Origin of the sequence: Streptomyces sp. Je 1-4 4N24 (assembly GCF_026239515.1) — a bacterium.
In the GTDB taxonomy this organism is placed as follows: domain Bacteria; phylum Actinomycetota; class Actinomycetes; order Streptomycetales; family Streptomycetaceae; genus Streptomyces; species Streptomyces nigrescens.
Genome location: NZ_CP110836.1, coordinates 8501505 through 8513830, shown reverse-complemented (window position 1 = coordinate 8513830; position 12326 = coordinate 8501505). Strand labels below are relative to the sequence as shown.

Sequence of the window (12326 nt, the reverse complement as noted above, 5' to 3'; positions counted from 1 at the left end):
GTCTCCGAGCACCGGCCTGACCTGCATGCCGGCGCCCGGAGGGGAGCGCCGGCGGTGGCCCCGAGGGCCGAGGCGTAGAGGACGAGGACGCCATGCCTTCCGGTTCCGTGGTGTGGTGCGGGACCGGAAGGCATTCCTGGGGCGGGACGTGAGGTTCAGCTGATCCGCGCGGGCACGAGCAGACGTTCGCGGCCCAGGGCCCTGGCCGTGGTGTCGCCGTACATGACGAGCTTGCCGCCGGGCCAGAGCGCGAGGAGGTCGTCCTGGCGGGTACCGCCGCCGAAGGCGCCGGCGGTGACCAGACTGTTGTAACGCCATGCGGACTTCGCGGGGCGGAGCCGGTGTTCGGCCTTGAAGCCCTTGGCGGCGACGTTCTCGTAGACGGTCACTTCACCGTCGGACCAGCGGACGAACAGATCCTGGTCGCCGGCGGTCGCGGCGAAGTTCCCGGCGACGCTGTCGCGGGCGTGTGACCAGGTCGTGTTCCTGCGCTTGGCGAGCTGCTTCTCGGCGTGCAGACCCCGCCCGTCCACATTGGTGTAGAGGGTCATCTCGGCATCGGACCAGCGCACCACGAGGTCGTCGCGGCGCGCGTTGCCGCCGCCGAACCGGCCCGCGGTGATGCTCTCGGCATGCGTCCAGGTGCCGTTGGGGCCCTTGAGCTGGATCGCCTGGGTGAGCTTGTTGGTCTCGTTGACGTCCTTGTAGAGGGTCAGTTTGCCGTCGGACCAGCGGACGAGGAGGTCATCGGTGCTGTTGCCGGTGAATTCTCCAGCGGTAACGGCCTTGGCCTTCTTCCAGGTCGGGCCCTTCTTGACGAGCTGGATGTCCTTGCGCAGACCGTATGCGCGGTTGCCGGGGTAGAGGGAGACTTCACCGTCGGACCAGCGCACGATCAGGTCGCCGGTGTTGTTGCGCACCGAGTCGGAGTGGAACCGGCCGGTGAGGACAGTGGTGGCGTGCTGCCAGGTGGTGGCGTCACCGAGGGGGTTGACGGTGTCCGGCGCCGCGTCCGTGACCGCCTGCTGGTAGAGACGGAAGACGTCGTTGTCGAACTGCGAGCTGTAGGAGATGTCGTCCTGCAGCCCACCGGTCTTGTAGCCGCCGATGGCGCCGACGAGGTTGCCGCGGCTGCCGTCGAAGCCTTCCAGGAACGGACCGCCGCTGACCCCCGTACGGAAGCCGGCGCAGCTGATTTCCATGAACCGGCCCTGGAAGGCCCTGGTCGCGTTCGTGCACTGCAACGGGGTCTTCTGGCCCCCGGGATAGCCCATGAGCGTCACCTCACGGCGGGCCAGACCCGCGGCGGGGACCGCAGTGAGCGTGTTGCCACGGCCGATGGCATCTTCCAGGAGCTGTCCTTGGGAGTTCGGTCCGACGCGCAGGACGGCGAAGTCCACATCGTCGCTGGGTGACGAGGACAGATACCGTTCGTCGATCCACACCTTGCCCAGCTCCATCGGGAACAGGCCGTAGGGCTGCTCCCCGGGCCGGCCCGCCTGCGAGGCCCCACCACGGTAGCCGGGCACGAAGGCGACATTGCGGTACGGCTTGCCGCCCTTCAGGCAGTGGGCCGCGGTGAGCACCAGACTCTTGGTCGGCGAGGTGACGGCGCCGGCGCTGCAGAACTGGTTGGGCGTCGCCGACCCGTCCTCACTGCGGATCAGGAACACACCCACCGTGGCGACCCCCGACGCGACCTGATGGCTCGGCGCAAACAGTCCACTGCGGCCCGCCACGTCGACGGCACCCCGCTGGTCCTGTCCCTTCTCCCCGGCCCGCACCGCGTCCACGGGGACGGCGGTACGAATGCGCTCCGGCGTCCAGTAGCGCTCCAACTCCTGCGCCTTACGGATCTCTTCCTGCGTCACGCCCTTGGACGGCTTCACGGGGCCATTGGAAGGCTTCACGGGGCCGGGGGACGGCGTCGCCGGACCGGACAGCGGCACAGTCGCCACGCCGGCGGGCACATCCGGTGCCCGAAAGCCGCTCGGCAGGGACGGTGGTGCGCCCTGATCCAAGGGCGCAGTCCAAGCAGCCGGCGGCGACGCTTGGTGCGCGGCGAGCGCCGGAACGGCGAGCACAATCGAGGCGCAACCGCCGACGGCAGCGGCGCGCACCCAAGGTATTCGTTTCATGAGCCTGTCCGTTGAAGGGTCGGAACGACCGGGTTCAGCTGAGGGAGCCGGGGGCGCGTGTGCGTTCCCGGCCCGGGGATTCGGTGGTGGTGTGGTGCTCGCGCGGTTCTTTGGCGCGCCTCCTCCGGATTCAGCGGGGCGAATCCTGATCGCCGACGGCCGGTGCCGAATTCACCGACTGCGCTGTCCTGAAGGAATGGCCAGATCGCATTACTTTCGCTGAGCGCTTTCCGGCTTACGGTGAGCTGCCTTTCGGCGGCCCCGGATGTCCACATCGGCAATGACCCCACCCGTGTTTCCTTCCGCACGCCGGATGGGCGAAGGAAACTGCACGGCAGGGGTGGGCGCGTCAGCGAAATCTCGGGAGAGGAGAGTCGTCAGACTTCGACCGGTGATCCTTCCGGGATGGGCGACGGCGCATCCGCGGTCCCCCCATGGATGTAACGACAGAATAAGAAGCGGGGAGGAAGGTATCACGAAACCACAGGCAAAAGCGGACAGCGGGTGCTTTGCCGAATGTCAAAACCTTGTGATGTGGGCCACTTGATGCTCCGTCAAGTGACTGTTCCGTTCTTGTATCCGCCTGATGCCGTTCCCGCCCTTTTCTCGCCGCCGGACTACACAGCCCATGGGCCTATCGGCGGCGGGCAATCGTGATGATCTCCCGGCTCGTACCGCTGACGGGCCCGCCGTCCCAGGTCCCGTACCGGGCCTCGACGGCAAAGCCGGCGTCTATGAGGAACGCGTCGAGCATCGCGACGTCAAGGAAGCGCAGGCTCGTCCGGTCGACGCGGAGCACGGTGCCGTCGGCCGCGGCCGTCGTCCCGGTGAAGGTGACCAGGTCACCGATCACGGACTCGGTCTCGTGCCATACGCGCAGGGCCCGGCCGGCCGAGTCGACGATGTCGGATGCCTCGGACGGATTCCACTCCTCCCAGGCACGCGCCTGCGGGTGCCGCGTCTCGAACGCGAAGCGGCCGCCTTTGCGCAGCGCCGTGTGAACCGCCGCGATCGAGGCACGCAACTCCGCGTCCGTGACAAGGCATTGGAAGGCATGGCGCGTCATCATCGCCAGGTCGAATACGGCGTCCCACCGCGCGGCCGCCGCTGCTGTGCCCTCGACCCACTCGATATCGGCGCGATGCCGGACCCGGGACCGAGCCCGGGCAGGTGCGGCGCGGTCCGGATCGAGTCCGACAAGACGGCCCGGATGGCCACGTTCGCGAGCGAGGTGCAGCATGGCGCCGGTGCCGCAGCCGACGTCCAGGACAGAGGCCGCAGCCATGACCAGCTCTTCATAGAAGGCATCGCTGGGGTACTGCTCGGGGTCCCACGGATTCAACAGGTCGTACAGCGCGGCGGCATCAGCGTCCGGGAAGGCGACGGCAGCGTCCACACCTGTCTCCTCCGTCCAGTCCATCGGCCCGCTTCGTCCGGTCCATCGGTTCAGCGCTCCGGGGCGGCCCCGGTCGTCTCGGCCGGGGCCGCCCCGATTCAAGCCCGCAGCTCGCCGTCGAAGACGGTTACTGCCTGGCCGAGCAGGGTGACGCGGTCGCCGCGGAGTTCGACGCCCACCCGGCCGCCTCGCGGGGAGAGTTGTACGCCGGTCAGTGTGGTGCGGCCCAGCCGTCCGGACCAGAGGGGGGCGAGGACGCAGTGGGCGGCGCCGGTGACGGGGTCCTCGGGGATGCCGGCGGCGGGGGCGAAGACGCGGGAGACGAAGTCGTGGTCGGCGCCGTCCGGGGCGCTCGCGGTCACGATCACCGCCCGGCCGCTGAAATCGGCCAGCGCGGCGATGTCCGGGGTCAGGTCACGCACCGTTGCCGCATCGGGCAGTTCCACGAGCAGATCGTGCCTGGCCCGGCCCGTCCACTTCGGCTCGGCGCCGAGGACCTCGGCGAGGTGCGGCGGCGCGGGGGTTGCGGTCGGCACATCTGCCGGGAAGTCCAGGGATATCACGCCCTGGTCGCGACGACGGGCGGTCAGTGCACCGCTGAGGGTGTCGAAGTGCAGGGCCGCGTCAGGAGCGGCGCCCTGGGTGGTGTGGAGGACGTGGGTGGTGGCCAATGTGGCGTGACCGCACAGATCGACCTCCACGGTCGGTGTGAACCACCGCAATCCGTAGGTGTTTTCCGCTGTCCGGTGCACAAAGGCGGTTTCCGGCAGATTGAGTTCGGCAGCCACCCGCTGCATCCAGGCGGCGTCGGCCGGCTTGTCCAGCAGACACACACCGGCGGGATTGCCGGCGAAGGGGCGGTCGGTGAACGCATCGACGATGAAGGCACGCATGCCTCCGACGCTACTGGTTGTGGCTCGTTCGAGGGGTGTGGGTTTGGAGAGGGCCTGGAAAGGGGGTGCGATGGGGGCCGGTACGTCGCCCTTGTCGGCTGTACCCCGGATGCGGGGCTTCCTCGGTGCCAGGTGTTCCGTACGCCTTTGGCGTGGCTCGTCGGCCATTGATGTGCCGTAGTCCGCCATCCGTTCCGCCAGTCATTTTCACTCCGGAAGTGAGCATCTTTTGGCCTCTTCTGTCTGACGGAGCACGGGAGGGGCAAGCTGTTCTCGCCATGGAAGCCGGATACGTACTCAGAGGATTGCGGGCCATCGCGTTCGCGGTGGTCTGCGTACTGCTCACGGCTGTCGGGCATGTGCTGACCTCCGGTGCGGTGCTGCCGTGGAAGGTGCTGCTCACGGCCGCGGCAGGGGCCGCGGGGGGTGCATGGTGCTTCGCCGGCCGTGAACGAGGTCCGTTGACGGTGGCGGCCCTGACCGTGGGTACCCAGGCGACACTGCACTCCGCCTTCGCCCTCGGGCAGGCGATCGACCACGCCGGGCACAGCAAGCTGTCCTGGGTCAGGCTGTGGTGGGAATCGCTGCGGTGTGGTGGCGGTGTGCCGTTCCATGACATGCGAGCCCCAAGTGGCCTACAGAGCAGCTTGGTTGACGGGTTGCCGGTGCAGGCGATGCTCGGTGACGGGCACTTCGGTGGTCTGTCGATGCCGGGCCAGATGCCCGGCACGGGGCACCTACCGCATCCGGGGACGCCGGGTGGCGTCGGCGCGATGGTCGCGGCGCATCTGCTGATCGCGACGCTGAGCGTGTGGTGGATGTGGGGCGGCGAACGCGCGGTCTTCCGGCTGGTGCGGGCGGTGTCCCTCGCCCTCGTACCGCGTATACGCCTCGTTCTGCACCCCGTGCTTCCGACCCTCCCGCCGGACACCCGGGAACCGGAGCGGGCACCGCATCGCGCCTTGCGGAGGCTGCTCCTGGTCCATGTCGTCTCGCGACGCGGCCCACCGCTGGAGCCGGCTGTCCACTGACAGCAGTGCGCCCTGCGGGCCACGGACGGATCGTGCGCGGATGCCGCGCCGCCGGCCGCTCCCGCCCGATATCTCCGGTCCCGACGCCGTTCACCGTGACCGGATCCAGCGAAGGACTTCCGATGATGATGACGCCTGCCCAGATGCCGGTATCGCAGATACCCCTGCCCATGGACCTGCTTACGGGAGAGGAGGCCTCGTATGCGTGCCGCTGAGGACGCCCTGGTGACCAGGTGGGCGCTGGAGGGCCGCAGCGGCGACGAGGCCGCCGTCGAGCGGTTCGTACGGGCCACCCGACGCGATGTGCTGCGCTATGTCACGCATTTGAGCGGTGACTTCCAGGCGGCGGATGACTTGGTCCAGGACACCTATCTGCGGGCCCTCCGGGGCCTCCCCTCCTTCGAGGGCCGGTCCTCGGCCCGTACCTGGCTGCTGACGATCGCGCGGCGCACGGTCGCCGACCGGATCCGGGCCAACCGGGCCAGGCCCCGTATCGCCGCGCTCGACGACTGGCAGACCATGGCGGAACAGGCGCAGCCGGAGATCCTGCCGGGATTCGACGAGGGCATCGTGCTGGCCGATCTGCTCTGCGCCCTTGCGCCCGCGCGGCGGGAAGCGTTTGTGCTCACCCAGCTGCTCGGGCTGCCCTATGCGCAGGCCGCCGCGGTGGCGAGGTGTCCGGTGGGCACCGTCCGGTCCCGGGTGGCGCGGGCCCGGGAGACGCTGATCGCGCTGGTGAACTCCGCTGAAGGGACCACCGCGCGGCGGCCGGACGGTGCTGAGCGGGAAGCGGCGAATGCGGGGTTCGGCGCGAGGTGGCAGGTGTCCGCTTCGACGGCTTCGGCCTGAGGCGGGGTCGGTGTCGGGCGGGGCCGGGAGCCGGATGCGGTGGTAGCGACGGCCGGGCCGGGGCGCAGGACGCTTGGAGCTACGGTCCCCGCGCCCCGGTCCCGCGGCCCGCCCCCCCAGAGAAAGTGGAGTTGCCGGGAACTCCACGGCCCGGCGGTCCGACTAGTGGGCTGTGGAGCGCAGCAATGAGCGGCCGGAGCCCCCAGCGGCACGGCAGACGAGCAGGGCGTCCGGTCTCGACGTACGGATGCACGGCGTGGTGTGCCGGCATGGCCGCCTGGAGGCCGTGAGCGGTGTCGATCTGGACGTGGCTGCCGGTGAACGGATCGCGCTGACCGGTACGAACGGTTCGGGCAAGACGACGCTGCTGCGGGCGGTGCTGGGGCTGCACCGGCAGGTCGACGGCCAGATTCTCGTCGGGCGGCGGGGCTGCCGCAGCGCGGCGGAATGGGCGTGGCGCCGGCGGGCCTGCGCATGGATACCGCAGCGCCCGGCCGCCGGCCGCTTCCCACTGCTGGCGAAGGAACTGCTGGCGAGCAGCGGCGCCCCGGCCGAGGCGGCGGACGCCGCCGAGCGTCTGGGGGTGGGTGCGCTCGGGGACCGTCCGTTGAGCAGTCTGTCCGGTGGGCAGTTGCAGCGGATGCATCTGGCGCGGGCGGTGGGGTGTGTGGCCGCCGGGGCGGGGGTGCTGCTCGCCGACGAGCCGACGGCGGCACTGGACTTCGCCGGGCAGGAGGAGGCCGCCGAGGTGCTCACCACCCTGCCGGTGACGGTGCTCGTGGTCACCCACGACCGGGCGATGGCCGCGCGCTGCGACCGGACGCTGGAGATGGCCGCCGGACGTCTGCGGGAGGTCCGGTGAGCGCGTTCGGACAGGTCGGTGACCTGCTGCAGCTCGTACCGGTCCAGCGCGCCGGGGCCGGTCTGCTGCTCTCCGCGCTGGGCCTGCCGGTGGTGGGCGTGGTGATCGTCGGGCTGGACATCATGCCGGTCCGCTTCGCGATGATGCATGTGGCACTGCTGGGTATCGCGGTGGGTCAACTGATCGGGCTGGACCCGGTGTTGTGTGCCCTGATCGCCTGTGCGCTGGCGGGTGCCGGGGTGGCCCCCCTGGCGCGTACGGCGGACGGCCTGTCGGGGGCGATGGGGCTGCTGATGAGCCTGGCCATCGCCGCCGCGCTGCTGATGCTGGCGTTGTCCGGGGTGAATGCGAACGGGGCCTTTGCGCTGCTGTGGGGGTCGATCCTGGCGGTGCGCCCGGTCGATCTCGCGGTGCTGGGTGCGCTGGCGGTGGCTCTGCCCGCGCTGTTCGTCTGGCGGCGCCGGGAGCTGTCGTTGCTGCTGCACGACCGGGAGCTGGCGCTGTGTTCCGGGGTGGCGGTCCAGCGGCTCACCGTGCTGCTCCTGGTGCTGGTGGCGGTCGCGGTGGCCGGTGCCATCCGGCTGACCGGGGCCCTGCTGGTGGACGCGCTCACCCTGCTGCCCGCCCTCGCCGCCCGCCGGCTCGGCCGCTCCCTGGTGTCGATCACGCTGTGGGCGATCGGCATCGGGCTGGTGGTGAACGTCGTCGGTTTTCTTGCCTCCTTGGCCTGGGACCTGCCGCCCGGACCGGTCCTCGTCCTCACTGCGGGTGCGGTCGCCCTCGCAGCTCATCTCATCCCTGAACGGAGAACTCCCTCATGGCGCGAACCCGCGTCCTCGTCCGTCCCCTCACCGCACTGAGCGCGGGCCTGCTGCTGATCTCCGGATGCGGCTCCGGCGCGGCCTCGGAAAACACCGCCTCCGGTACGTCGGACAAGGCCGGCTCCGGCCCCGTGGTGGTCGCCACCACGGCGTGGGAGGCGGCGCTGGCGAAGGCCGCCGGGGCGAAGAACGTCACGTCCATCGTCCCCGCCGGCATCCGGCATGCGCCCGATTACGACGTCAAGCCGTCGGATCTGACCAAGGTGGCGAAGGCCGACTATGTCCTCTACTCCCCCTTCGAGCCCTTCGCCGGCCGGATCGAGGAAGCGGCGGGCTCCGAGGCCAAGATGATCGAGCTCAACCTGGACAACACCCCGTCGAAGACGACGGCGAATGTGACGCGTCTGGGCAAGGCGTTCGGTACGCAGAAGGCCGCCGGGCGGTGGAACACCACGTTCGGCAAGGAGTGGGAGTCGCTGCACAAGAAGGTGAAGGCCGCCTGGCCGGGCGGCAAGGCCCCGGCGGTGACGGCGCAGATGTTCACCACGTGGGCGGCCAAGCTCGCCGGGGCGCAGATGGTGGGCACCTACGGCCCGGAGGCGGTGACCCCGGCTCAGCTGTCCAAGCTGTCCGCGAAGAAGCCGAAGTTCGTGCTCGACAACGAGAACATGTCGACCGGAACGGTACTGCCCGGTTCGGGCGCCAAGCAGCTGAGCATCGCCAACTACCCCGGCCAGGACCTCGATCTGCTGGCGGTGTACCGCAAGGCGGCGCAGCAGATGGAGAAGGCGTTCGACGGGTCCTGAGCGGCCGAACCGCCGTGCGGTGGTGGGCCGTTGGAGCACGGTCCCACCACCGCCGGCCGGTCACCCCGTCCGTGCGGGCTCGTCCGGGAGCCCGGCGGCGAGCCGCTCGCGCAGTGCGGCGCGGTCGGGCTTGCCCGCCGGGGTGAGGGGCAGCGCGCCGGTCACCGGCAGCAGATGCTCCGGGTGTTTGCGGCGCTCCAGACCCCGCGCATCGAGGTGGGCGCACAGGCTCTGCAGGGTGATCTCCCGGCCTGCTCTCGGTACCACGCAGGCCGCGAGCCGCTCGCCCATCAGCGGGTCGGGCACGCCCACACAGATCACGTCCCGTACGTCCGGGTGGGAGGAGAGCTCGCCCTCCACCTCCGCGGGGCTGATGTTCGCACCGCCGCGGATCACGATGTCCTTGAGGCGGCCGACGACCCGCAGGGTGCCGTCGGCGGCGAGAGTCCCCAGGTCGCCGGTGCGTACCCAGCCGTCCGCCGTGCGGTAGCGCATGTTCAGCTCGGGGGCACCGACATAGCACAGGGGCGTCATCGGGCCTCGCGCGAGGATCTCCCCGGGCCCGTCCGAGGCCGCACCGGGCGGCGGCGCGATACGGATCTCGCAGACGGCGGGGTCGGGCCGGCCCACCACGATCCCCGGCCCGTCGTCCGGGAGCGGGGGCCGCTGGGCCGTGCCGGTATGGCAGTTGACCCCGTCGGCCGATCCGTAGAGGTTGACCACCGGGCAGCCGAAGACCCTGGCTGCCTCGTCGTGGGTGGGCGCGTCGAGCGCGGAGCCGCCCAGGATCAGTGCCTTCGGCCCGGCCGCCGTACGGCCTTCCGTTGCGCAGCGTTCCACCATCATGCGGACCATCGTGGGCACGCCCAGCACATGGGTGGGCCGTTGGGTGCGCAGCGCCGCCAGCGCGTCCTCGGGCGTGAAGCGGTCGATCAGCACCAGGGTTCCGCCGTGCCGGGCGAGGGTCACCGCGGTTCCGTTGCTGCCGAACGCCGAGGCGAGCGGGACGAGGAACAGACACCGCGGGTGTGTGCCGTCGACCAGCAGCGAGGCGAGGAAATTGCCACGGCCGCCGGCGAGCGCGTTGTGCGAGTACGCCACCATCTTCGGCTCCGCCTCGGAGCCGGAGGAGACCAGGATCCGGGCCGCGGAGTCGGGATCGGGCCGTACGGGGGTGAACCCGGTCCGCTCGTCGCCGGTCAGGTCGGCCATCGACCGGCATCCGGCGGGGGCCGGACCCGGTCCGGCGGCGATCACGGTGTGCAGGGCGGGCAGGTCGCCCGCCCGCTCCGCCAGTTCCCTGGCGTGCTCGCTCCCCCGGTACGTGGTGGCCGCGATCACGGCCCGTGCCCCGGAACGGCCGAGCAGCGATACGGCTTCGCGTCCGCCGCGCCCGACGGGGAAGGGCAGGGCTATCGCCCCCAGAGCGGCCAGCGCGAGATCGGCGGCCACCGCCGCTCTGCTGTTGGGCAGTTGGACGCCCACGACATCGCCGGGGCGGATACCGGCCTCGGCGAGGCCGGCGGCCAGACATCGTGCCTCGGTGTCCAGCTCGGCATAACTGGCCTCGCCCTGCGCGTCGATCACGGCGGTGCGGAGCGGGTCCCGCATCCGGTGTGCCCGGAACAGTGCGTACAGGTCGAGATCGGGGCAGTGTCCCTCCGCCGCCCACGTGCGGCGGAGCGTGCCGGGAACCAGGTCGTGCATCCGATGGGTCATACGAATCTCCAGGGCGTGGGGACGGTGAGCGAGCCATGGGGGTCACGGGTGAAGGCACCGCGCAGGCGCGGGTCCTGCGGGAGCGCACCGAGGTCGGTGGTCACGGCGGTCGCGGCCAGTCCGTCGGCGCGCAGTCCTTCGAGCGCCTGCTCCGAGGTGAGCTCCGTCAGCCGGGCCGCGCGGGCACCGGCGGTGGGGGCCGAGTCGTCGGCGGGGGCGATCCAGCCGTCGGCGGTCGGCAGCGGACGGCGAAAGCCCGCGGGACGGCGGAGTTCCCCGCCGGCCGCCGCCCGGTGCAGCGCCGGTGCGGTGAGCGCTTCCGCGGCGCCCAGCAGCGAGGACTCCACCCGTACACCGCGGCCGCCGCGTTCGCGCAGCAGCAGACCGGCGACCACGGCTTCCGCGCCGAGCAGTCCGCCGAGGACGTCGATCAGGGTCATCAGGGACGGCGCGGGCGGTTCGTCGGCGGGGCGCGCCACCGTGCCGATGCCCGTACGGGCCTGGACCATGAAGTCGGTGCCCATCGGAGCACCGGGCAGCCGGCCCGCCCAGCCGCTGGTGTAGGCGTACACCAGCCCCGGATTGACGGCCGACAGCCGGTCGGCGTCCAGGCCGAGCTGTTCGGCCTTGCCCGGTGCCCAGTTGTGCAGGAAGACATCGGCACCGGAGGCCAGCTCCCGCAACTCGGCCTGCCCGACGGCGGACTTGATGTCGATCTGTACGGCGTCCTTGCCCCGGTTGAGCGCGAGCCATCGGGCGGAGATGTCCTCGCAGCAGGGCGGCATACCGCGCAGCGGGTCACCGCCGGGGGGTTCGATCCGGAGGACCTCCGCGCCGAGCTGACGGAGCAGACGGGCGGCGAGCGGGGCCTGGATGCGGCGGCCCGCTTCCAGGACCGTCAGCCCCGCGAGGGGAAGTGCAGCGGGGGAGACGGTGGCGGTGGCCGGCGGGGTCCGGTCCGCGGTCCGGGGGGTCAGGGTCCACGGTGCCGGGTGAGCCGTCGCTCCGGGCGGTGCGGCCGGGGCGTGCAGGGGGCACACCTCCGCCCCCGAAGCGGCTGCGGCCTGCTGCACCCGCGCCCAGGGCACGGAACCTGCCGCTCGGTGCAGCGCCTCGGGCATCGGGGCGCAGGCGGTGGCGTACCGGAACTGGAAGGGCTGCCAGCCGGTGCGGATCGCCTCCTCGGGCGCACCGAGGTCCCGCCAGAACCGGGCCCAGGGGACGGGATCCAGGGCCTCCAGCTCGAACCGGGTGCCGCACCGGGCGGTGAACGGCGGCCCTCCCGGCGACAGCGGCACGGCCTCGGTCTCCGGGGCGTTCGCCGCCGCGAGGTACTGGCCGAGGGTGAGCAGCGCGGCCCGGTCGGCTCCGGTGGTGACCTGTGCCGGGCCCGCACCGCCACGCGCCCGGCCGAGCAGGGCGGCGAGCAGGCCCTGCACGGTGAGCACGGAGGCACAGGTGGCGGCGTAGTCGACGGCGAGACCACGCGGGGGGCCGTCGCGTCTGCCGTGCACCTGCATCATGCCGGTGGCCGCCTGGACGGTGGCCTCGTCGGCGGCGTCCGCGGCCGGCAGGACATCGGCCCAGGCGGTGTACGCGGTGGCCGCGCCCGGTGCGCCCGCGGCCTCGAAAGCCGCGGGCCCGGTGTGCGGTACGGGCGTCTGCGGTGTCAGTGTCGCGCCGAGCGCCCGCAGATGGGCGGCCGCCGGCGTGGTGAGCGCCGGGGGGCCCGCGACCCGGACGGTCACCTCTTCCAACGGTTGGGACGCGCGGATGACGGCAGGGTGTCCCACGGCACTCCTCTCCGGCGG

10 protein-coding genes are annotated in these 12326 nt (G+C 71.5%); 5 read left to right on the top strand and 5 right to left on the bottom strand.

What is annotated here, in order from left to right:
- Window positions 1–155 precede the first annotated feature (155 nt).
- The 3 genes from SLV14N_RS36900 to SLV14N_RS36890 all read right to left on the bottom strand — a co-directional run bounded on the left by SLV14N_RS36900 (window position 156) and on the right by SLV14N_RS36890 (window position 4427).
- Window positions 156–1889 (bottom strand): serine protease, encoded by a 1734-nt coding sequence (locus SLV14N_RS36900; RefSeq protein ID WP_263272695.1) that lies wholly within the window; start codon window positions 1887–1889, stop codon window positions 156–158.
- A gap of 883 nt (window positions 1890–2772) precedes the next feature.
- Entirely contained in the window at window positions 2773–3534 is a 762-nt protein-coding gene (locus SLV14N_RS36895; protein WP_259670643.1) for a class I SAM-dependent methyltransferase, read from the bottom strand.
- A 98-nt stretch (window positions 3535–3632) separates the two neighbouring features.
- Window positions 3633–4427, bottom strand: coding sequence for a PhzF family phenazine biosynthesis protein (locus SLV14N_RS36890; RefSeq protein WP_208687174.1), 795 nt, complete (start codon window positions 4425–4427; stop codon window positions 3633–3635).
- 278 nt (window positions 4428–4705) lie between these two features.
- On the opposite strand from SLV14N_RS36890, the gene SLV14N_RS36885 reads away from it, so the two are divergent.
- From SLV14N_RS36885 to SLV14N_RS36865, 5 genes are all read left to right on the top strand, one after another.
- Window positions 4706–5458, top strand: a complete 753-nt coding sequence (locus tag SLV14N_RS36885) for a PE-PGRS family protein (RefSeq protein WP_263272694.1) — start codon at window positions 4706–4708, stop codon at window positions 5456–5458.
- Between the two features lie 201 nt (window positions 5459–5659).
- Window positions 5660–6307, top strand: a complete 648-nt coding sequence (locus SLV14N_RS36880; protein ID WP_208687170.1) for a sigma-70 family RNA polymerase sigma factor — start codon at window positions 5660–5662, stop codon at window positions 6305–6307.
- A gap of 247 nt (window positions 6308–6554) precedes the next feature.
- On the top strand, window positions 6555–7169 hold the full coding sequence (locus tag SLV14N_RS36875) for an ATP-binding cassette domain-containing protein (protein WP_208688283.1): 615 nt from the start codon (window positions 6555–6557) through the stop codon (window positions 7167–7169).
- Window positions 7166–8029, top strand: coding sequence for a metal ABC transporter permease (locus tag SLV14N_RS36870; protein ID WP_208687168.1), 864 nt, complete (start codon window positions 7166–7168; stop codon window positions 8027–8029). Before SLV14N_RS36875 ends, SLV14N_RS36870 begins: the two co-directional genes overlap by 4 nt.
- A complete protein-coding gene (locus tag SLV14N_RS36865; RefSeq protein ID WP_208687166.1) occupies window positions 7987–8796 on the top strand; it encodes a metal ABC transporter solute-binding protein, Zn/Mn family in 810 nt (269 codons plus the stop codon). Before SLV14N_RS36870 ends, SLV14N_RS36865 begins: the two co-directional genes overlap by 43 nt.
- 60 nt (window positions 8797–8856) lie before the next feature.
- Here SLV14N_RS36865 and SLV14N_RS36860 read toward each other — a convergent pair whose 3' ends face one another.
- Together SLV14N_RS36860 and SLV14N_RS36855 are read right to left on the bottom strand one after the other, a co-directional pair.
- A complete protein-coding gene (locus SLV14N_RS36860) occupies window positions 8857–10515 on the bottom strand; it encodes a class I adenylate-forming enzyme family protein (protein ID WP_263272693.1) in 1659 nt (552 codons plus the stop codon).
- The gene (locus SLV14N_RS36855) at window positions 10512–12308 is read right to left on the bottom strand and encodes a CoA transferase (protein ID WP_263272692.1); all 1797 of its coding nucleotides are present in this window, start codon (window positions 12306–12308) and stop codon (window positions 10512–10514) included. The genes SLV14N_RS36860 and SLV14N_RS36855 overlap by 4 nt, the downstream gene beginning before the upstream one ends.
- Window positions 12309–12326: the final 18 nt, after the last annotated feature.

What these genes read in the sequence shown, in the direction of transcription:
- SLV14N_RS36890 (WP_208687174.1), bottom strand. Translation starts at nt 4,427, where the DNA reads ATGCGTGCCTTCATCGTCGATGCGTTCACCGACCGCCCCTTCGCCGGC.
- SLV14N_RS36885 (WP_263272694.1), top strand. Translation starts at nt 4,706, where the DNA reads ATGGAAGCCGGATACGTACTCAGAGGATTGCGGGCCATCGCGTTCGCG.
- SLV14N_RS36880 (WP_208687170.1), top strand. Translation starts at nt 5,660, where the DNA reads ATGCGTGCCGCTGAGGACGCCCTGGTGACCAGGTGGGCGCTGGAGGGC.
- SLV14N_RS36875 (WP_208688283.1), top strand. Translation starts at nt 6,555, where the DNA reads ATGCACGGCGTGGTGTGCCGGCATGGCCGCCTGGAGGCCGTGAGCGGT.
- SLV14N_RS36865 (WP_208687166.1), top strand. Translation starts at nt 7,987, where the DNA reads ATGGCGCGAACCCGCGTCCTCGTCCGTCCCCTCACCGCACTGAGCGCG.
- SLV14N_RS36860 (WP_263272693.1), bottom strand. Translation starts at nt 10,515, where the DNA reads ATGACCCATCGGATGCACGACCTGGTTCCCGGCACGCTCCGCCGCACG.